Source organism: Exiguobacterium sp. E4787, assembly GCF_018618375.1.
In the GTDB taxonomy this organism is placed as follows: domain Bacteria; phylum Bacillota; class Bacilli; order Exiguobacteriales; family Exiguobacteriaceae; genus Exiguobacterium; species Exiguobacterium chiriqhucha.
In genome coordinates this window covers 38,198-57,892 of record NZ_JACSLY010000005.1, presented here as the reverse complement: position 1 = coordinate 57,892, position 19,695 = coordinate 38,198, and the positions used below count along the sequence as shown (strand labels likewise).

Annotated in this window: 20 protein-coding genes; 11 read left to right on the top strand and 9 right to left on the bottom strand. The window is 55.5% G+C overall.

Annotated elements, in window-relative coordinates; translation table 11 throughout:
• Nucleotides 1–15 precede the first annotated feature (15 nt).
• From KNP80_RS07390 to KNP80_RS07370, 5 genes are all read right to left on the bottom strand, one after another.
• Entirely contained in the window at nt 16–840 is an 825-nt protein-coding gene (locus KNP80_RS07390) for a flagellin N-terminal helical domain-containing protein (RefSeq protein WP_214832037.1), read from the bottom strand.
• Entirely contained in the window at nt 824–1,204 is a 381-nt protein-coding gene (locus tag KNP80_RS07385) for a flagellar export chaperone FliS (RefSeq protein ID WP_214832035.1), read from the bottom strand. The genes KNP80_RS07390 and KNP80_RS07385 overlap by 17 nt, the downstream gene beginning before the upstream one ends.
• Nucleotides 1,201–1,491 carry an EscU/YscU/HrcU family type III secretion system export apparatus switch protein gene (locus KNP80_RS07380; protein WP_131472867.1) on the bottom strand — a complete coding sequence of 97 codons (291 nt, stop codon included), beginning with the start codon at nt 1,489–1,491 and terminating at the stop codon, nt 1,201–1,203. Before KNP80_RS07380 ends, KNP80_RS07385 begins: the two co-directional genes overlap by 4 nt.
• A gap of 9 nt (nt 1,492–1,500) precedes the next feature.
• A complete protein-coding gene (locus tag KNP80_RS07375) occupies nt 1,501–3,165 on the bottom strand; it encodes a hypothetical protein (protein WP_251128819.1) in 1,665 nt (554 codons plus the stop codon).
• A gap of 90 nt (nt 3,166–3,255) precedes the next feature.
• The gene (locus tag KNP80_RS07370; RefSeq protein ID WP_214832032.1) at nt 3,256–3,750 is read right to left on the bottom strand and encodes a competence protein ComK; all 495 of its coding nucleotides are present in this window, start codon (nt 3,748–3,750) and stop codon (nt 3,256–3,258) included.
• Nucleotides 3,751–4,023: 273 nt separating this feature from the next.
• On the opposite strand from KNP80_RS07370, the gene cspD reads away from it, so the two are divergent.
• The 11 genes from cspD (at nt 4,024) to KNP80_RS07315 (ending at nt 16,343) form a co-directional block, all read left to right on the top strand.
• Nucleotides 4,024–4,221, top strand: a complete 198-nt coding sequence (cspD, locus tag KNP80_RS07365; protein ID WP_021065411.1) for a cold-shock protein CspD — start codon at nt 4,024–4,026, stop codon at nt 4,219–4,221.
• 313 nt (nt 4,222–4,534) lie between these two features.
• On the top strand, nt 4,535–5,095 hold the full coding sequence (gene hpf / locus KNP80_RS07360; RefSeq protein WP_021065412.1) for a ribosome hibernation-promoting factor, HPF/YfiA family: 561 nt from the start codon (nt 4,535–4,537) through the stop codon (nt 5,093–5,095).
• Between the two features lie 141 nt (nt 5,096–5,236).
• Nucleotides 5,237–7,759 (top strand): preprotein translocase subunit SecA, encoded by a 2,523-nt coding sequence (gene secA / locus KNP80_RS07355; RefSeq protein WP_214832030.1) that lies wholly within the window; start codon nt 5,237–5,239, stop codon nt 7,757–7,759.
• A gap of 54 nt (nt 7,760–7,813) precedes the next feature.
• Nucleotides 7,814–8,914, top strand: a complete 1,101-nt coding sequence (gene prfB, locus KNP80_RS07350; RefSeq protein ID WP_021065414.1) for a peptide chain release factor 2 — start codon at nt 7,814–7,816, stop codon at nt 8,912–8,914.
• A gap of 61 nt (nt 8,915–8,975) precedes the next feature.
• Nucleotides 8,976–9,833, top strand: coding sequence for a YitT family protein (locus KNP80_RS07345; RefSeq protein WP_214832028.1), 858 nt, complete (start codon nt 8,976–8,978; stop codon nt 9,831–9,833).
• A gap of 107 nt (nt 9,834–9,940) precedes the next feature.
• Entirely contained in the window at nt 9,941–10,273 is a 333-nt protein-coding gene (gene cccB / locus KNP80_RS07340) for a cytochrome c551 (RefSeq protein WP_214832025.1), read from the top strand.
• 408 nt (nt 10,274–10,681) lie between these two features.
• Entirely contained in the window at nt 10,682–11,368 is a 687-nt protein-coding gene (ftsE, locus tag KNP80_RS07335) for a cell division ATP-binding protein FtsE (RefSeq protein WP_214717772.1), read from the top strand.
• On the top strand, nt 11,358–12,260 hold the full coding sequence (gene ftsX / locus KNP80_RS07330) for a permease-like cell division protein FtsX (protein WP_058764154.1): 903 nt from the start codon (nt 11,358–11,360) through the stop codon (nt 12,258–12,260). Before ftsE ends, ftsX begins: the two co-directional genes overlap by 11 nt.
• Nucleotides 12,261–12,290: 30 nt before the next feature.
• Nucleotides 12,291–13,664 (top strand): murein hydrolase activator EnvC family protein, encoded by a 1,374-nt coding sequence (locus KNP80_RS07325; protein WP_214832023.1) that lies wholly within the window; start codon nt 12,291–12,293, stop codon nt 13,662–13,664.
• A 98-nt stretch (nt 13,665–13,762) separates the two neighbouring features.
• The gene (locus KNP80_RS07320; protein WP_214832021.1) at nt 13,763–15,166 is read left to right on the top strand and encodes a S41 family peptidase; all 1,404 of its coding nucleotides are present in this window, start codon (nt 13,763–13,765) and stop codon (nt 15,164–15,166) included.
• Nucleotides 15,167–15,206: 40 nt separating this feature from the next.
• Nucleotides 15,207–16,343, top strand: coding sequence for a PDZ domain-containing protein (locus KNP80_RS07315; protein WP_214832020.1), 1,137 nt, complete (start codon nt 15,207–15,209; stop codon nt 16,341–16,343).
• A 41-nt stretch (nt 16,344–16,384) separates the two neighbouring features.
• On the opposite strand, the gene glpK is transcribed toward KNP80_RS07315, so the two are convergent.
• The 4 genes from glpK to KNP80_RS15965 all read right to left on the bottom strand — a co-directional run bounded on the left by glpK (nt 16,385) and on the right by KNP80_RS15965 (nt 19,626).
• On the bottom strand, nt 16,385–17,902 hold the full coding sequence (gene glpK / locus KNP80_RS07310) for a glycerol kinase GlpK (RefSeq protein WP_214832018.1): 1,518 nt from the start codon (nt 17,900–17,902) through the stop codon (nt 16,385–16,387).
• A gap of 30 nt (nt 17,903–17,932) precedes the next feature.
• Complete coding sequence (locus KNP80_RS07305; protein ID WP_029334585.1) at nt 17,933–18,640, bottom strand: MIP/aquaporin family protein; 708 nt, start codon at nt 18,638–18,640, stop codon at nt 17,933–17,935.
• Nucleotides 18,641–18,741: 101 nt separating this feature from the next.
• A complete protein-coding gene (locus KNP80_RS07300) occupies nt 18,742–19,299 on the bottom strand; it encodes a sulfite exporter TauE/SafE family protein (RefSeq protein WP_214832013.1) in 558 nt (185 codons plus the stop codon).
• Nucleotides 19,300–19,626 carry a TSUP family transporter gene (locus KNP80_RS15965; protein WP_214832012.1) on the bottom strand — a complete coding sequence of 109 codons (327 nt, stop codon included), beginning with the start codon at nt 19,624–19,626 and terminating at the stop codon, nt 19,300–19,302. It abuts the gene before it with no gap.
• Between the last annotated feature and the right edge of the window lie 69 nt (nt 19,627–19,695).

Sequence of the window (19,695 nt, the reverse complement as noted above, 5' to 3'; positions counted from 1 at the left end):
CCGTCCTTCCTTAAGTTAGTTCAACAATTGTAGCACGCCTTGCGGCAATGCGTTCGATTGGGCGATCATCGCCATGCCGGACTGGTTCAAGATGTTGAGGCGGGCGAAGTCCATCATCTCGCGTGCCATGTCGGCGTCGCGGATGCGGGACTCGGATGCCGTCAAGTTCTCAGATCCGATCGTGACGACGCTCACGTTCGCCTCGAGTCGGTTTTGGATGGCACCGAGCTTCGAGCGTTCGAGCGAGACCTTTTGAATCGCGGCGTCGAACTTGGCGATGGCGTCATTGGCGCCACCTTGCGTCGTCACATCCAGTCCGTCGATTCCGAGTGCGCCGGCGCGCATGTCGTCGACGTTCAAGACGACACCTTCGCCGCTGCCGGCCCCGAGTTGGAAGAAGAGGGTCTCATTGCCGGCGATAAAGTCACCGTTCATGATTTTCTTCGAGTTGAACTCGGTCGTCTCGGCGATCCGGGTCACTTCAGCCGTGAGGGCCGTGATCTCGTCTTGGATCGCTTTGGCGTCATCACCGCTCAGCGTCCCGTTCGACGCTTGGACCGACAGCTCGCGCATCCGTTGCAGGAGGGCGTGCGTCTCGCTCATCCCGCCTTCGAGCGTCTGTGTGAGCGAGATGCCGTCGAGCGTGTTGCGTTCGGCCATCGACAGCGAGTCGAGGCGGATACGCATCTTCTCTGATATGGCGAGCCCGGCCGCGTCGTCGGACGCCTTGTTGATGCGGACACCGCTCGAGAGGCGGTCCATCGTCTTCTTCATCGTCGCCTGGTTGACCGTGAGCGACGAGTACGCTTTGAGTGCTTGCACGTTATTGGTAATTTTCATAACGGTTTCCTCCTGAAGGTACGGGTTGAAGTCGGGCATTCTCAATCGCCTCGCCCCATGTCTGGTCGAGCTCGGTCGCGAGACCATGAAGCTCCTCGATTTTGTCCATGTCTTGTTCAATCAACGCCTCAAGGCTCGATTTCGCCATATAGAGGTAAAGCTCATCGAGTTGGGCCGAGATGATGCCGCCACCGTCATGGAGTCCTTGATGGAGCTTCGCGAGCAGTTCACGCGCTTGGCGCAAGTGGCGGTTGCGTTCGGCGATCGTCGCCGTCCTGGCTTGTTCATAGTGGTAGACGAGCGCGTGGAGCATCGCTTGGGTCAGCTCTTCCGGGCTCATTTCGTATAGTCGGTTCGAATTCATGATGGGTCTCCTTTGATGGTGTCGAGTTCTTCAATCAGTAATAGCACTTCGGCCATGACGTCATACAGTTGGGGCGGAATCGCGTCCCCGAGGTCGAGGTCGAGCAGGTGGCCAAGGAGCGAATGGTCATGCTCGATGGCGACGCCGCGTGATCTCGCCTCATCTAAGATTTTATCGGCGACGGCGCCCGTTCCGCGGGCGACAACGACCGGAGCGCGGTCAATCGTCTCATCATAGCGGACGACGGCGGCCGTCTTGCGTTTCGTCAAATCCATGCGTTGATACATAACAGCCTCCTAGATGCGGAAATCATAGCCGGTCGTCTCGAGCGTAGGACGCTCGGTCTCCGGTCGGTCCGCCTTCGTCAATGGGCGGAACTGGGTTGTGACACTGCGATAACCGATCGCCTCGAGCGTTGTCTCGATCTTGCCGAGTAGGGGACGCGCGAGTGCTTCGACGGTCGGGTCATCGTGTTCAAGCGTGAGCCGGAGATTCCGGTCGATCGCTTCGAGCTTGACGCCAATCTCTCCGAGTCGCGGTGTCTCGAGTCGGATATAGAGCACGCTGTTCTCCCAGTCGACGACATCCCCGGTCTCACGGTTTTGGATATGGACGTGAATGCCGGTGTCGATCTCTTGGACTTTCGCCGGCAAGGCGAGGATGAGCTGCTGGAGCTGCCCGCCGTCGAGCCGGTTCAATGTCTGCTGGACTTGGAAGAACGAGGCGAGCCGTTGCGCCTCGGGTGTCGCCGCGTCGGCTTTCAATGACAACGTCGATGCCTGGACGCGCTGCGCCGTCTCTTGGATGACGCGGCCCGATAGGTTCGGGTCGACTTTGAACGGCGTGACGCGTGGCAATTCACCTGCGCGGGTCGCCTGTTGCGGAATATATTCGAGACGAACGTGATTCGGCACGTAACGGAACTCGTTCAGGCTGGCGCGTACTTCTTTGATGAGCGCGGCGCTCTCGGCCGGTTTCGTCGAAAGCAGGCCGAGGGCGACGTCGAGCTTCGCCGTCATTGCGACGAGCGCCTTCTCATGGGTCGCACTCGTATGTAACAAGGCGTCCGTCTTTTGAATGAGCTGCGTCAAGCGGGTCGATACCGTCTCGAGTGCGGGACGTGCCTGATGCGGGTTCGTCTCGACGAGGGCGGCGACTTGGCCGAGCTGTTTCGTCACTGTCACTTGTTCGCTTCGGAACGTGTTCGTTACGGTCGCGAGATGCGTCGTCACTTCCTTGACGAGCACCGGACGTCCGAGGACGGGCGGTAACGCCTCACGTGGTTCGATTCGTGTCGGGTGCGGCTCCGGCAACTCGTTGATGAGCCGATCGACCGTCTCCGGTGTCGGCGTCATGCGCTCGCTGACGGGGCGTGACAGATTGACGTGCTCGATGAACCGTTCTTTCTGCGGGTACGGCGCGTCAGGTGGCGGTGGTTTCATTTGTTGTCTCGCTTCATCTAATGACGCGACGGCGAGGTCGCGCGCGACATCACGCGGTAGCGTCGGCGCCTCGACCGTCTTCAGCCAGAGGACGGCATCGCGCAAGTCGCCTTTGAAGACGGTCTCGAGCAGACGCACCGTGTCCTCGTTCATCGGCAACCGTCCCGATTGGAGCAAACGGCTGACGGCGCTCCGGACCTCGGGCGGGAGCGATGCGAGCAACGCCTGAATCTTCGTATCGAGTTTCACCGGTTGGCCGCTCGGTATATCCGGCGTCTCCGGTTCGGGCTTGACGACGATTGTCGCGATGAGCTGGCCATCTTGTTCGGCGAGCGTCAGTTGGAACGGGTTCGTCTTCGGGAGCCCGCCCTCGAACGTGACCTCGACGTGCTCGCCGTTGATTTTGACGATCCCGGAGTCGGGTCCGGTCTGTTTGACGAGCTCGGCTTTATAGATGCGATTCGTCTGGATGCCGGCTGTGACCGCGACGGCCGCGGTCATGGGAGCTTGGATTTGCATAGTTGTCACCTCGATCAATATATCGACCTCTTTTTCAAAAAGTGAAGCGAAACCGACAGAAAAAAACCTCCCGTCGAATCGACGGAAGGATCAAGAGTGGAGCGTTGTGCTTTGGTTTAATTGTTGGAACCGGGCGACGAGTTCGCCCGTCGCTTTCAATTGATTGCGGAGGACGTATGAGGTCGCATTCGTGGCGATTCGGTGACCGTTCTGGGTGACGACCAAGCCTTTCGACTCGATCGGGTCACTCGTGATGTCACGGACGTGCGACCAGGCGTACCATTCACATTCAGGACGCTTCGGGGACATCGTCGGGAAGAAGACGAGCCCGGACGTCGGTTCGATGACGACAGGCACTTTGCCTTTGATTCCGGCGACGCGCTTGGCGACGAAGATGCGCTCCTCAATCGAACTGCTGTATTGGCGGCAGGAGAGCTGCAAGAGCTGGTAGGGCCGGAGCGGGGTCTTGATCTCGGAGCCGTCCTCGAGAATGACTCGTGATTCCCAGGCTGTCTCGTAGCAAGGCATAATGGCGACCGTTCGCTTCGTAATACGGTACTTTTCTTCGGAGTGGTAGGGGCGCATATGGCTGCACCGTCCTTTTCGTATTGGATTTTCAGGCTCGGGTCGCCCACATGGCGTACAAACCTAAATCATCCACACTATGATATATCACAAAATATGTAAATTCAATATGTCGATATGAAAAGTAGGGAAATATAATTCCAATGTAAGCCAAAAGACGATTCATTTACAAAAAAACGAGAAAGTGTTTGTCACGCTTCCAAGAAGGTGGTAAGATTACCGATAGAGGGAAAGCCTCTGTATTCTTCAATGGTGAAAGGAATGGATTTACACATGGTAGGTAAAGTAAAATGGTTTAACTCAGAAAAAGGTTTTGGATTCATCGAAGTAGAAGGCGGCAAAGACGTATTCGTACACTTCTCTGCAATCCAAACTGACGGCTACAAATCACTTGACGAAGGTCAAGAGGTAGAATTTGAAATCGTTGATGGCGAGCGTGGCCCACAAGCGGCTAACGTTACAAAATTATAATTTCAAGCCGTAAGCCGGTTCCCTCGTGGAGCCGGCTTTTTATTTTTCTTACATAGCGTCCTTCGAATCAAAATCGCGTTTAAGAACGGGCAGAACGGGTAGTTTCTTTTTATACCGCCGATTCAACTTGAAGACGACGCAATCGGAACAAAATTGTCATTATTTTCTGATGATAACGTTTTCAAAAGATTTGAATTCGGGGTATACTATAAATGAGCCACCTGGTTCCACTTTCTTTTCAGAAATGAAGCAGGAGATTCGGTCCAAATCGACGAATCATTGGGTCAAGCGGTTATTTTAAGGAGGAGTTCAGATGATTTATAACATTCGCGGCGAAAACATTGAAGTCACACCAGCTATTCAAGACTATGTCGAGAAAAAGTTGGACAAATTGACTCGGTATTTCACAACTCCTACGGATGCACAGACGGCTTACGTCAACTTGAAAGTGTACAATGAGAAGCAAAAGGTGGAAGTGACGATCCCGATGCCGAACTTGTTGCTCCGTGCTGAGGAAACAAACCTCGACATGTACGCGGCAATCGACCTCGTCGTCGATAAATTGGAACGTCAAATCCGTAAGCACAAAACGAAACTCAACCGTAAATCACGTGCCAAAGATGGCGGTATCGGCGAGTACTTCAAGTCACTCGAAGGTCCTGAGGACGTGGTCGTCTACGACGAGGACGAGGCAGAACTCGAACTCGTGCGGACGAAGCGTTTCACGCTCAAACCGATGGATACGGAAGAAGCGATTCTTCAGATGGACATGCTCGGCCACAGCTTCTTCGTCTTCTCAGACGCAGAAACGGGCAACACGAACGTCGTCTATCGTCGTAAAGACGGGAAATACGGCTTGATCGAACCAGAATAATTTAACCTTGAAACCACACGGCCCTCCAACTCGGAGGGCCGTTTCGTTTGGCCTTTCCTTGAAAGCGAGGGTCACTTCGGTTAAACTGTACATTAGGGAAAAAACATGCATTTTTCAGTGAATGCAGAGGAGATAAAGCGTATGGCGAACTTTTTGAAAGATTTATTTGCTCCACAGAAACGAGTATTGAAAAAAGCAGAAAAAGCGGCCGACCTCGTCGAGTCGTTCGCCGAACCGATTAAGGCATTGTCTGACGAAGCACTTCAGGCGAAGTCGATTGAGTTCCGGGAGCGTTTGGACAAGGGCGAGACGCTTGATGATATCTTGCCAGAAGCGTTCGCGGTCTGTCGCGAGGCGTCTGAGCGTGTGCTCGGCATGCGCCACTACCGTGTCCAGCTCATCGGGGGCTACGTGCTCCATAACGGTGACATCGCTGAGATGAAGACCGGGGAAGGGAAGACGCTTGTCGCGACCCTTCCGGTATATTTGAACGCGCTCACGGGCCGCGGCGTCCACGTCGTGACGGTTAACGAATATTTGGCTCGCCGTGACAAAGAACTCATGGAACCGCTCTACTTCGCACTCGGTCTTTCGGTCGGCCTCAACGTGTCGAACATGGACCGTGTCGAGAAGCAGGCGGCGTATAACTGTGACATCACCTACTCGACGAACAACGAGCTCGGTTTCGACTACTTGCGTGACAACATGGTCCTTTATAAAGAAGACCGTGTCCAACGCGAGCTCTACTTCACAATCGTCGATGAAGTCGACTCGATTCTCGTCGATGAGGCGCGGACCCCGCTCATCATCTCGGGTTCGGCCCAAAAATCGACAGAGCTTTACACACGGGCCGATGCCTTCGTCCGCACGCTCAAAATCGAGGACGACTACACGGTCGACGTGAAGACGAAGTCGGTTCTCCTCACGGACAAAGGGGTCGACCTCGCCGAGAAGTTCTTCGGTATCGACAACTTGTTCGCGATCGAGCACGTCTCGGTCAACCACCACGTCGGGCTCGCCCTTCGTGCCAACGCCGTCATGCATCATGACGTCGACTACATGGTCCGCGACGGCCAAGTCATGATCATCGACCAGTTCACCGGTCGGGTCATGGACGGACGCCGCTACTCGGAAGGGTTGCACCAGGCGATCGAAGCGAAAGAAGGCGTCGAGATTCAGCGTGAATCGATGACGCTCGCGACGATCACGTACCAGAACTACTTCCGTATGTATGAGAAGCTGGCCGGGATGACCGGAACGGCGAAGACAGAGGAAGAAGAATTCCGTAACATTTACAACATGCAGGTCGTGACGATCCCGACGAACAAACCGATCCTTCGGGAAGACCGTTCGGATCTCATCTTCAAATCGATGGATGGCAAGTTCAAAGCCGTAGTCGAAGAAATTATGGCAGCCCACGCGACGGGACAACCGGTCCTCGTCGGGACGGTCGCCGTCGAGACGTCGGAGCATTTGAGTAAGCTTCTCTCGAAGAAGAAGATCAAACACGAAGTTTTGAACGCGAAGAACCACGCCCGTGAGGCCGAGATCGTCGAGAACGCCGGTCAAAAAGGCGCGGTCACGATCGCGACGAACATGGCCGGACGCGGAACCGACATCAAGCTCGGCGAAGGCGTCATCGAGCTCGGCGGATTATACATCGTCGGGACCGAGCGCCACGAGTCGCGCCGGATCGACAACCAGCTCCGTGGACGGGCCGGCCGTCAAGGAGACCCGGGTAAATCCCAGTTCTACTTGTCACTCGAAGATGAGCTCATGCGTCGCTTCGGGACGGACAGCCTCCAGAACATGATGGAGCGCCTCGGCATGGACGACACGCAACCGATCGAGAGCCGCATGGTCTCGAAAGCGGTCGAGTCGGCCCAGAAGCGTGTCGAAGGGAACAACTACGACGCTCGGAAACAGCTCCTCGGTTACGATAACGTCATGGCCGACCAACGGAAAGTCATGTACAAAGACCGGGCTAGCATCCTCGAGAACGAGTCGGTCACGGACATCGTCCGTTCGATGATTCAAGAGACGGTCGAGACGGGCGTGGCGCAATATACGCCGCTCGAGCTCGTGCCGGAAGAGTGGAACATCGACGAGCTCGCGCACTGGGCCAACCAGACGCTCGCCCTCGAGCAGCCGGTCGAAGGTAAGGACTTCTACGGCAAAGAGCGCGAAGAGATCATCGAGCTCTTGAGCGAACGCACGACCGCGCAGTATGAGGCGAAACGGCAACTCGCGCCGCCGGAACGCTTCAACGAGTTCGAGAAGATCATCGTGCTCCGTGCCGTTGACTCACACTGGATGGCACACATCGACCACATGGACCAACTCCGTCAAGGGATTCACTTGCGTGCCTACGGACAGAACGACCCGCTCCGCGAGTATCAGGCGGAAGGCGTCAACATGTTCGACGCGATGAACGTGGCCATCTCCGAAGAAGTGACCGGCTTCGTGCTTCGTGCCGAAGTCGGCGACAATCTCCGACGCGAGAAAGTCGTCGAGGAGGAAGTGGCGGTGTCTGGCAAGGACGACACCCCGCTCAAGAAAAAGCCGGTCCGTCGCACGGAAGACCAACGGCTCGGGCGCAACGACCCGTGCTGGTGTGGTTCAGGCAAGAAGTTCAAAAACTGCCACGGCAAACAACAGGCTTAATTTTGAAAGAGGCGAGTCCGCTCGCCTCTTTCCTACGGAAAGGTGACCTACACTATGGAAATTTCAGATATTCGCAATGAACTCGAGGCGATGGCGAAACGCCTCGAAAATTATCGTCAATCGCTCAACCTGACAGAGAAGCAGGCCCGCATCGCCGAGCTCGAGAACGAGATGACGTACCCAGACTTCTGGGACAGCCAAGAGAAGGCGCAGAAAGTCATCGACGAGTCGAACGCGCTCAAAGCGATGGTCGACAAATACCAAGAGCTCGCCGATGGGCATGAAGACGGCGAAGTCACGCTCGAACTGATCAAAGAAGAGCCGGACGCCGAGATGCAAGGTGAGTTGGGAGAGATGGTCACGGCGCTCAAGGCCGATTTCGACGCGTTCGAACTCGAAATCCTCTTGAACGGACCTTACGACGCCAACAACGCCATCCTCGAGCTTCACCCAGGAGCGGGCGGTACCGAATCACAAGACTGGGCCTCGCTTCTGCTCCGGATGTACCAACGCTTCGCGGACAAGCAAGGCTGGAAAGTCGAGACGGTCGACTATCTGCCGGGCGAAGAAGCTGGCGTCAAGTCGGTCACGCTCCGTATCGTTGGGCATAACGCCTACGGCTACTTGAAGGCGGAGAAAGGGATTCACCGTCTCGTCCGCATCTCGCCGTTCGATTCGTCGGGCCGCCGCCATACGTCATTCGTTTCGTGCGACGTCATGCCGGAATTCAATGACGACATCGAAATCGAAGTGAAGACCGAAGACCTCCGGATCGATACGTACCGCGCGTCAGGCGCCGGCGGTCAGCACATCAACACGACCGACTCGGCCGTCCGGATCACGCACGTGCCGACGGGCGTCGTCGTCTCGTGTCAAGCCGAGCGTTCGCAAATCAAGAACCGTGAAGCAGCGATGAAAATGCTCAAGGCGAAACTGTATCAACGCGAACTCGATGAGCAGCAACGCAAGCTCGATGAGATCCGCGGCGAGAAGACAGACATCGGTTGGGGCAGCCAAATCCGTTCGTACGTCTTCCACCCGTACGCGATGGTCAAGGACCACCGCACGAGTTATGAAGTCGGGAACACGAGTGGCGTCATGGATGGTGACATCATGGGCTTCATCGATGCTTACCTCCGCAAGACAAATATGTGATGCAAGTGGCTCAAGGACTGACGTCTTTGGGCCACGTTGTATGTAGAGGAGAAAACCTTTAATGAAGCAAATCGTCAAAGACTATATCTATTTACTGACCGGGTCCGTCTTCGTCGCTTCGGCGTTCAGCTTGTTCCTATTGCCGAACAACCTCGCCTCGGGCGGCGTCAGCGGGATCTCGATCATCACGTACGAGCTGTTCAACATCTCGCCAGGGGCGTTCCAGCTCGTGTCGAACGTGTTGCTCCTCCTCGTCGGCTGGATGATTCTCGGACTAGGCTTCGGCGTGAAGTCACTCGTCGGGTCGATTTTTTTACCGGGCGTGATCTTATTTTATGAAGCGATTGACGCGGGTGCGGCCGTCAATGACACACTGCTCGCGGCCATCTTCGGCGGGGCAGGCGTCGGCATCGGTCTCGGGCTCATCTTCCGGGGACGGGCCTCGACCGGGGGAATGGATTTGCTCGCGCAGATTTTACATAAGTTCACCCACATCCCGCTCTATCTCTGTATCGCCATTCTCGACGGGGCGGTCGTCCTCGTCGCTGCTGTCACGTTCTCGTTCACGACGGGGCTGTATGCACTTATCGCCTTGTTCATCACGATCAAGATGATCGACTTTGTCCAGCTCGGCTTCACACAGGACAAGATGGCGTACGTCATCTCGGAGAAACGGGACGTCATCACGCGCGCCGTCTTCGATGAGCTCGATCGGGGCGCGACAGAGATTCAAGCGATTGGGGCATACTCGCGCATCGAGCGTCCGATGTTGCTCGTCGTCGTCCGCCAGAACGAAGTGAGCCGGCTGAAAGAAATCATTCGCCGCATCGATCCTGATGCGTTCCTCATCTTCAGCGAGGCGCACGAGGTGATGGGGCAAGGGTTCACGTCAGACAAACGCTATATCAACGTTCCCTAAGTTGTGGAATCTTTGTGTATTTTTCGTGAGTTAGGTTAGAAAGCGGTTCATAACGGCTATAATGGTAAAAGTAGGTTATTTCTACAACTTAGGAGGGGAACCCTATTATGAAGAAATGGATGATGGCGATTGGACTTGGCGCCATGCTCACGCTCGGTGCGTGCGGCGGTGGCAATGAAGAAGAGTCGACGAGCAACGGGGACGGCGCCAACACGGCGTCGGTCGACGCAGAAGCGGTCTACGCGCAAAACTGTGCGGCATGTCATGGCGCGAACTTAGAAGGGATGAGCGGTCCGAAACTCTCGGATGTCGGTTCACGTCTATCTGCCAGTGAAATTGAAGAAGTCATCAAAAACGGGAAAGGCGCTATGCCTGCGAATGTGATTGAAGACGAAGAAGAAATCACGGCTGTCGCCGCTTGGCTCGCCGAGAAAAAATAATCATGGGGAACCACGAGACGACTCGTGGTTTTTTTGTTTCATTCTCAACCGAATTCGGGTCATCGTAGACGCGGATGCCTTTTGAATGTACGTTTCATCATCTGTGTCTAGGTCGTGAAATCTATCTTCAAAGCGACAATTTCACACCGAACTCAATCCAACTGAAACATTCCTGTAATGGTTATTTAAAAGTTCAATTGCTATAATTGTAGGCGCTTGAACTATATCGCCTGCCGCATTTTTCGGACAGGTGGACACGAACAAGGTCCCTTGACAGGACCAGTGCTTATCGTGTAGAACAGAGGCTAGACGAAAATATTCACTTAACTAACTAATCAAGTCTTCGTCATAGATGCATGAAACGTGATAGATGCATGAAAAATATATAAAAAGGGTAGGGAATACGTTATGATCTCGATGCAAAAAGTCAGTAAAGTATATCCAAACGGCGTCGTCGCCGTCGATGACCTCGAGTTAGAGATTCAAGACGGCGAGTTCTTATACGTCGTCGGACCATCCGGCGCCGGGAAATCGACGTTTATGAAAATGATTTATCGAGAGGAGAAACCGTCGAGCGGTCTTCTCATGATTGATGGGATTGACGTCGGCAAATTGAAAAACCGCCACGTCCCGAAATTACGCCGTCAACTCGGCGTCATCTTCCAAGATTATAAGTTGTTGCCGTCACTCACGGTCTACGAGAACGTCGCGTTCGCTCTTGAGGTCGTCCAGGCCGACACGAACACGATGCGCAAGCAGGTCATGGACGTGTTGAACCTTGTCGGACTGAAGCACAAGGCGCGCAACTATCCGGATGAACTTTCGGGTGGGGAGCAACAGCGTGTGTCAATCGCTCGGGCCATCGTCAATAAGCCAAAGCTCATCATCGCCGATGAGCCGACGGGTAACTTAGACCCGGACACGGCTTGGGGCATCATGGAAGTGTTCCAAGAGATTCACCGCCGGGGGGCGACCATCGTCATGGCGACCCACAACCGTGATATCGTAGACAAGATCCGCCATCGCGTCATCGCGATCGAGAACGGGAAAGTCGTACGCGATGAAGAGAAAGGAGCTTATGGCTATGATATTTAAAAGTGGATTCCGTCATCTGCGCGAAGGGTTCAAGGGAACACTTCGCAACGGTTGGATGACGTTCGCGGCCATCAGTGCTGTTACCATCACCTTGTTACTCGTCGGGGTATTTGCCCTCGTCATGTTCAACGTCAATGAGATTTCAGAGAACGTCGAGAACGACGTCGAGATTCAAGTATTCGTCACCCGGACCGCGGAGGAAGCGAACGTCGAGAAGCTCGGCGAGAACTTAGAACAGATTCCAGGCGTCGAATCGGTCACGTTCAGCTCGAAAGAGGATGAATTAGAGAATTTCCGTAACCAGCTTGGTGAAGATGCGAACGCCTACGGAACGGTCGAGAAGGACAACCCGCTCCACGACCGCTATATCGTCAAGGCGTCAGACCCGCTCAATACGGAGAAGGTCGCTAATTCGGTGCAGTCACTTGATAACGTCGATAAGGTCACATATGGACAGGACTATATCGACAAGATGTTCGCCTTCTTCAACGGGATTCGCATCGGCGGACTTGCGTTGATCGTCGGTCTCACGCTCATGGCGATGTTCCTCATCTCGAACACGATCAAGATGACGATCTTCTCACGCCGTCGCGAAATCGAGATCATGCGTCTCGTCGGAGCGAAAAACAGCTTCATTCGCTGGCCGTTCTTCATCGAAGGGCTTCTCCTCGGTGTATTCGGTGCGCTCATCCCGATTGCCGTCATCTACTTCGGTTATGACGTCGCATATAGTGCTTTACAACCATCGCTAGATCAACTGAATAGTGATATATTTAAATTGATTGATCCATCGATTTTGACGACGCAAGTGTCACTCGTCCTTTTAGCGCTCGGTGCCTTCATCGGGATCTGGGGTTCGACGACATCGCTCGGTCGATTCTTGAAAGTCTGATTTAATTTAAATATGAGGAGGAGTTGGCGGATGAAACGTTCGCTTGCGCTTGGATTAAGTTTGACGCTACTTGCCTCGCCTGTATGGGCGACGGAGAAAGACACGCTGAAAGCACGACAAGATCGTTTATCCAATCAATTGGAGGAATCCAAGAAAGCGCAAGACGAGACGGACGCCGAGCTCGAAGTCACCGAGGCGGAACGTGACGCGGTAACGACAGAAATCCGCGCCGTCAATGAACGTCTCGAAGGCTTAAGTGAACAGATCGCCGTCCAACAGGAAGAAGCGGACGCGGCGCGCACCGAGCTCGAGGAAACCCGTGATCAACTCACTGCCCAAGGGCAGTACCTCGAAAGCCAGAAGGCGCTCCTTAGTGAGCGTCTTCGTGTGCTTCAAGTACATGAGGACCAGTCCTATTTTCAAGTCGTCTTCGAGTCCCGTTCATTCGGAGACTTCGTGACACGGTTATTGACCGCGCAGACGATCGCCGATCAGGATCGGGACCTCATACATAGCTACATGAGTGAAGTCGAGCGGCTCGAAGCGCTCGAAGCACGGCAGCGGACCCAGCTTTCGTTCCTTAAACAGAAAGAGCGGGAACTAGTCGTGACGAAACAAGCGCTCGACGTCGCCGCCGAACAAAAGCGGGATTTGTTGTCAGAACTGAACGAACAAGTCGAACTGCTCGAGCTCGAGAAGATGAGCCGTGAAGAAGAACAGGCGCTCATGAGTGAGCAGAGCCGCATCATCGCCGGTCAACTCGATGCGATCGCCCAAGCGGAGCGGGAAGCCGCCGCCCGCGCCGAGGCCGAAGCGAAGGCCAAGGCACAAGCAGAAGCGCAGGCAAAAGCCGAGGCAGAGGCGAGAGCACGGGCTGATGCCAAAGCGGAAGCGGACAAGCGGGCAGACGACAAAGCGCCAGCTGCCCCAGCGCCTGCTCCAACAACACCACCACCTGCGGAAACCCCGACGAACGTGACGGGACCGACGACCTCGTTCGTGCGGCCGGTCTCCGGCTACGTGTCGAGCCCGTTCGGCCCTCGTCAAAACCCGCTCACGGGCGTGGCGGAGTCGCACCGTGGCATCGATCTCGTCAATGCGACCGGGACACCGATTGTCGCGTCGGCACCAGGCATCGTCATCAAGGCGGCCCCGGCGACCGGTTACGGCAACGTCGTCTTCGTGTCCCATATCGTCGGCGGGGAAGTATGGACGACCGTCTATGCCCATCTCGACGCGATTACGGTCACGTCAGGGCAAACGGTCGGAGCCGGACAGACCGTCGGTACGCTCGGCAGCACGGGCTGGTCGACAGGCCCGCATCTCCACTTCGAATTACATCGCGGACAATGGGCGCCAGGGCAACCGAATGCGGTCGACCCGGGTCCATACATCGGTTACTGATGAGACGGACGTGTTCCAAATTTCTGGAACACGTCCGTTTTTCTGAACTTTTTGCTATACTGGATGAAAGACTGACAAAGAGAAATGAGGGACTACCCGTGAAAAATACAACCGCAGGATTACTAGCCGGTGCCACGTTCGTCGCCGGTGCCGGTGCTGGGCTCGCGACGATGGCGTTCACCGATACAGCGTTACCGCTTCAACCGAAAGCGGAAGGCTGGGACAAAGTCGACCAAGTCCGACAATTGATTGAGACGCATTCGTTAAAGGATATCTCGGAAGAAGACTTGTTGACCGGTGCCCTCGACGGGATGACGGGAGCGCTCGACGACCCGTACTCGGACTTCCTCGACGCCGAAGAGACGTCACAGTTCACTGACTCGATCGAGTCGAGCTTTGAAGGAATCGGCGCGACTTTGGAGAAGAAAGGAGAAGACATCTTAATTGTCGCTCCAATCAAAGGCGCACCAGCCGAAGAGGCGGGTCTTCGGGCCGGAGACGTCATCACGTCGGTCGACGGGGAATCGATTGAAGGGATGGCCGTCGAAGAGGCGGTCCAACTCATCCGTGGCGAGAAAGGGACCGTCGTCACGCTCACCATCCGTCGCGGCGGCCAAGAGGCCGACTATGAGATTACACGCGATACGATTCCGATCGAGACCGTCTATTCAGAAGTGAAAGAACAGGACGGCAAGAAAATCGGCTATATCGAGGTGACCCAGTTCTCTGAGCCGACGGCCGATGAGTTTTTGGAGCAGCTTGAGACGCTCGAGTCAGAAGACATCGATAGCCTTATCATCGACGTGCGCGGGAACCCGGGTGGCTTGCTTCCGGCCGTCATCGAGATGACCGAAGGGTTCGTGCCGACGAATAAACCGGTCGTCCAAATTGAGAACGCGGACGGGGAACGCGAGTCGCAGAGAGGCCGCGCCCGAGAAGTGAAGCCGTACGACTTGTTCGTCTTGACGGACGAAGGATCGGCGTCGGCATCTGAGATTTTGGCCGGTGCGCTAAAAGAAGGGGCCGGTGCCACGATTATCGGCAACAAGACGTTCGGAAAAGGGGTCGTCCAGACGGCGTTCGATTTAGAGGACGGCAGCAACTTGAAGCTGACGACGAGCAAATGGCTCACGCCGGACGGCAATTGGATTAACGAGAAAGGCATCGAGCCGGACGTCGAGGTCAATCAACCGGATTACTTCGGGGTGAACCGCATCCTCGCCGACACGGACTCGCTCAAAGTCGGCGACTACGGCGAGGCGGTGTCGAACCTGCACACGGTCTTGTCGGGCATCGGCTATGAGCCGGGCGGACAGCCAGGATATTACGGCGACACGATGGCCCGCGCCGTCAGCGACTTCCAAGCCGACAACAATTTGCCGGAAGACGGGGTCGTCAATGAGGCGACGGCGTCGGCGCTCGAGTCACGCTTGCTCGAGGTGATTCAAGATGAGGCGAACGATGCCCAATTGAACCGTGCGCTCGAAGAAGCTGCAAAATAAGGATTAGGGAAAGGATTGGACAAGTGTGGACGTTCTACGAATGAGTTTTACTGCTTTGTTGACCTTGATTGGTAGTCCGCTACTCTGGGCGACGCTCGTCGCCCTCGCTTACATATCAATGACGCGCATCAAACGGGAACGGGGCATGTTCCGCTCACGGCGACGTTCGCCGAAGTCGGACTGGCGCCATTTTGTATGGCCGAGCCTGTTGCTCGCCGTCATCGGTTCAGCCGCATTGATTTTGCTCGAGACGACCGTCAACTGGGAATGGCTCGTGACGTTCAGCGTGCTGTATGCGCTCATCGTCTTGACGATGCACCCACGCTTCAGCAGCCCGGCGTTCCCATTCCTCCTCATGCTGACGGCGGTCACGTTGCGTGACGTCGTTGACTACGGCGCCGTCTCGGGCTGGATGGACCGGCTATCCGAGGTCGAGTGGCCGGTCTATGCGCTCGTGTTCGGAGTCGTCACATTGGCGGAAGCGATTCTCTTGCGTTGGAAAGGGTCGATTGAGACATCACCGACGCTCATCTTGTCCAAACGAGGTCAGTTCATCGGCGGACACGTCGTCAAACGGCTTTGGTTTTTCCCGCTCGTCGTCTTTTTGCCACCGTCGTTCGGTCTCGACATGCCGGTGCCGGTCATCTTGCCGATTCCAATCGGGGTCAGCCTGTTATCGACCGGAGCCTTGCCAGGGACGCTCCTCGGTCGCCTGAGCCTGTATCGCGGCTTGCTCGCGCTTGTCGCCCTCGGTTTGTTCGGGGCGTCGTACGTCACCGACGTGCCGTATGCGGCCTATGGATTGCTCGTCGTGTTCGTCTTGTATGAGCTAGCGCTTCAAATGATCAAGCGGGAGAACCGCGGGACGACACCGGTGTTCATCAACGGCAACCGGGGCGCGGTCATCATCGACACGCTCCCAGGCTCGCCGGGTGAATCGATGCAACTCATCCCGGGCGAGTCGATTTATAAAGTGAACGGGACGGTCATCACGGGCGGGAGCAGCTTCTATGAGGCGCTCCAGCTCCATAAGCCATACATCAAGCTCGAAGTGCTCAATTTGAACGGAGACATCCGATTCGTGCAACGGGCGATGTATGAGACCGACCCGCACGAGCTCGGCATCTTGTTCGTCGCGGAGCCGGCGAGTCCGCGTCTGCGGTTAAGGAAATTATAAAAGGGAGCATCCTTGGCGGATGCTCCCTTTCGTGCGTTCGATTAAAGTTCAAGTTTCGACGGTTTAAAGCCCATCGTCGCTTCGACGGCGTGTTGCCAGCCTTTATACAGATTTTCGCGGTGTGCCTCGTCCATGTTCGATTCGAACTGGTGGTCGAGTTTCCACTGCTGTTTAATCTCAGCTTGGTCTTTCCAGAACCCGACGGCGAGTCCAGCGAGGTAGGCGGCACCGAGGGCCGTCGTCTCGCTCACTTCCGGACGTTCGACCGGCACGTTCAAGATGTCCGCTTGGAACTGCATGAGGAAGTTGTTGTTGACCGCACCACCATCGACGCGGAGTGTCTTCAACTCGATGCCAGAATCTTGTTCCATCGCCGTCAAGACGTCGCGCGTCTGATAAGCGAGTGACTCGAGCGTCGCCCGGACGAAGTGTTCTTTCTCCGTACCGCGTGTGAGGCCGAAGATGGCACCGCGGACGTCCGAGTTCCAATACGGCGCACCGAGACCGACGAAGGCAGGGACGACGTAGACGCCGTCAGTCGTTTCGACACGGTTAGCGTACTGTTCCGTATCTTTCGCCGACTTGAGCATGCGGAGTCCGTCACGAAGCCATTGGATGGCTGAACCAGCGACGAAGATTGATCCTTCGAGCGCGTATTCGACTTTGCCGCCGTAACCCCAAGCGATTGTCGTGAGCAACCCGTGGTCCGATTTAACGGCTTCTTCGCCCGTGTTCATGAGCATGAAGCAACCTGTCCCGTACGTATTTTTCCCTTCGCCAGACTCGAAGCAAGCTTGACCGAAGAGGGCAGCCTGTTGGTCACCGGCCGCACCGGCAATTGGTACTTCGAATCCGAAGAAGTGGTACGGGATTGTGTTGGCATATACTTCACTCGACGGTTTGACTTCTGGGAGCATCGATTTTGGTACTGTCAAAATCTCGAGGAGCTCATCGTCCCACTTCTGTTCATAGATGTTGTACATGAGCGTCCGTGAGGCGTTCGAGTAATCCGTGACGTGGGCGTGACCGCCTGACAGTTTCCAGATGAGCCATGTGTCGATTGTCCCGAAGAGGAGGTCGCCGGCTTCCGCTTTCTCGCGCGCACCTTCGACGTTGTCGAGAATCCATTTGACTTTCGTTCCTGAGAAGTAGGCGTCAATCAAGAGGCCTGTCTTGTCGCGGAATAAGTCACCGTGTCCGGCCGCGTTCAGCTCGTCACAGATGCCAGCCGTTTGCCGCGATTGCCAGACGACCGCGTTATAGACTGGGCGTCCTGTCGACTTCTCCCAGACGACGGCCGTTTCCCGTTGGTTAGTGATTCCGATGGCCGCGATCTCTTTTGGATCGATATCAGCCGACCCGAACGCCTCGGCCATGACGGCGAGGACAGAACCCCAAATCTCGTTGGCGTTATGCTCGACCCAGCCCGGTTTCGGGAAGTATTGTTTGAACTCACGTTGCGCGACTGTGACGATTTTCCCGTCATGGTCGAAGATGATGGCCCGTGAGCTTGTCGTTCCTTGGTCAAGTGCTAAGATATAACGTTTTTCTTTCTCCATATGAGAGTGCCTCCTTAGAAATTAGAAAGATTATGGGACAAGAATGCCGTAAACCAATGCGGCGATGACCGCCCCGATGATTGGTCCGACGACCGGAATCCATGAATAGCCCCAGTCCGACGTCCCTTTGCCTTTGATTGGAAGAATCGCATGCGCAATCCGCGGCCCGAGGTCACGTGCCGGGTTGATGGCATATCCCGTTGTACCACCAAGTGAGAGACCGATTGAGACGACGAGGAAACCGACGATGAGCGGATTCAAGCCGTCCGTGAACGTGTTGGCCCCGAATGACAAAATTCCGAAGACGAGAACGAACGTACCAATGATTTCCCCGATCAAGTTGAACGGCGTGCTACGAATCCCTGGTGCGGTCGAGAAGGTGGCCAGTTTGGCACCCGGATCGTCGGTCACATCATAGTGCGGTTTGTAGTGCACGAACACGAGGACGGCCCCGATGAACGCCCCGATAAACTGTGCCAAGATGTAGGCTGGCACATCAGCCCAAGGGAATGAGCCTGCTGTCGCGAGCCCGACCGTGACGGCAGGGTTCAAGTGCGCCCCTCCATAAATTCCGGCTGCGTATACCCCGATCATAACGGCGAAGCCCCAACCGAACGTGATGACGACCCAACCTGCGTTCTCCGCTTTCGAATGACGGAGGACGACGCCGGCGACGACACCGTTACCGAGCAAGATGAGTAGCATTGTACCAATAATTTCGCTGACGAATGCTGACATGTGATACTCCCTTCCTTCCATATTAAATTTGGCTTACCACTTCATTATATGCCCCAAATGTAAGCGTTTCAAAACCGAATATGCAAAAAAAGCCACTTTTCTTATGAAAAGTGGTTTTGATTGACAATACGCCGTCTGAAGTCGAGTCCAATCCCGACAAGAAAAGCGAGCAGGATCGCCAAACTGACGTATGCAAGCGGCGCGTAGAGGGCGGCACCGAGGTCGAGCGCGATCGAGACGATGACGGCCACATACAACCAGGCGAGCCGGGTGGAAATCTCTTTATCGTGATAACGATTCGTGAGCGAAGCGCCGAGTGGGGCCCCGATGAACGCCCCGACGACCAACGCGAGCGGTGTCATATAGTCGAGCGACAGCGACGGGAGATAGCCGACGAGTCCGCCAAGCGAGATGAACAGGACGGCGGCCAGGCTCGTCCCGACCCCGCGATGCGTCGAGAAGTCGAGCCAACTGACGAGGAGCGGGACGATGATGAAGCCGCCACCGATGCCGAGCAGAGCCGACAACAGTCCGGCCATCATCCCGATGACGAGGGCGGCAAGCAGCGATGATTTTTTCGGCTTCTGCGGTTTCGATGTTTTCTTTAATAGCGTAACGGCAAAATAAGATAGGATAGCCAGATAAAATAGGTTAAGCAATCAGTCGTATGTCCCCGAGATCGAGAGGACAAGCCGGCTCGACAGTTGCGCCGTGACGGCACCGGCCAAACCGACCGTGATGCCTGTCGACCAGGACACGTTGCCGAGCGATGTATGTTTCTTGGCGCCGGACAGGCTCGTCCCGACGACGAACAAGAGCGACGTAGCGACGGCCTCGGCCGCCGAGTATCCACTAAAGAGCAGCACCGGGACGATGATGACACCGCCGCCGATGCCGAAAAATCCGGACAAGGCGCCGACAATGGCACCGAGCGGGATAAAGAGAAGCGACCACATGACGACCAACTCGTTTCTGTTTAGATTCACTCTCCATGATAACGAAAAGCGGAACGATTTGGGAAGCATGTCAGAAGCGAATATTTGTTCGTGTATGTG

Coding starts and splice junctions, on each gene's coding strand:
- KNP80_RS07380 (WP_131472867.1), bottom strand. CDS start 1,491: ATGTATCAACGCATGGATTTGACGAAACGCAAGACGGCCGCCGTCGTC.
- ftsE (WP_214717772.1), top strand. CDS start 10,682: ATGATCTCGATGCAAAAAGTCAGTAAAGTATATCCAAACGGCGTCGTC.
- KNP80_RS07305 (WP_029334585.1), bottom strand. CDS start 18,640: ATGTCAGCATTCGTCAGCGAAATTATTGGTACAATGCTACTCATCTTG.
- KNP80_RS07385 (WP_214832035.1), bottom strand. CDS start 1,204: ATGAATTCGAACCGACTATACGAAATGAGCCCGGAAGAGCTGACCCAA.
- KNP80_RS07370 (WP_214832032.1), bottom strand. CDS start 3,750: ATGCGCCCCTACCACTCCGAAGAAAAGTACCGTATTACGAAGCGAACG.
- KNP80_RS07390 (WP_214832037.1), bottom strand. CDS start 840: ATGAAAATTACCAATAACGTGCAAGCACTCAAAGCGTACTCGTCGCTC.
- KNP80_RS07375 (WP_251128819.1), bottom strand. CDS start 3,165: ATGCAAATCCAAGCTCCCATGACCGCGGCCGTCGCGGTCACAGCCGGC.
- cspD (WP_021065411.1), top strand. CDS start 4,024: ATGGTAGGTAAAGTAAAATGGTTTAACTCAGAAAAAGGTTTTGGATTC.
- hpf (WP_021065412.1), top strand. CDS start 4,535: ATGATTTATAACATTCGCGGCGAAAACATTGAAGTCACACCAGCTATT.
- KNP80_RS07345 (WP_214832028.1), top strand. CDS start 8,976: ATGAAGCAAATCGTCAAAGACTATATCTATTTACTGACCGGGTCCGTC.
- KNP80_RS07315 (WP_214832020.1), top strand. CDS start 15,207: ATGAGTTTTACTGCTTTGTTGACCTTGATTGGTAGTCCGCTACTCTGG.
- ftsX (WP_058764154.1), top strand. CDS start 11,358: ATGATATTTAAAAGTGGATTCCGTCATCTGCGCGAAGGGTTCAAGGGA.
- prfB (WP_021065414.1), top strand. CDS start 7,814: ATGGAAATTTCAGATATTCGCAATGAACTCGAGGCGATGGCGAAACGC.
- KNP80_RS07325 (WP_214832023.1), top strand. CDS start 12,291: ATGAAACGTTCGCTTGCGCTTGGATTAAGTTTGACGCTACTTGCCTCG.
- cccB (WP_214832025.1), top strand. CDS start 9,941: ATGAAGAAATGGATGATGGCGATTGGACTTGGCGCCATGCTCACGCTC.
- glpK (WP_214832018.1), bottom strand. CDS start 17,902: ATGGAGAAAGAAAAACGTTATATCTTAGCACTTGACCAAGGAACGACA.
- secA (WP_214832030.1), top strand. CDS start 5,237: ATGGCGAACTTTTTGAAAGATTTATTTGCTCCACAGAAACGAGTATTG.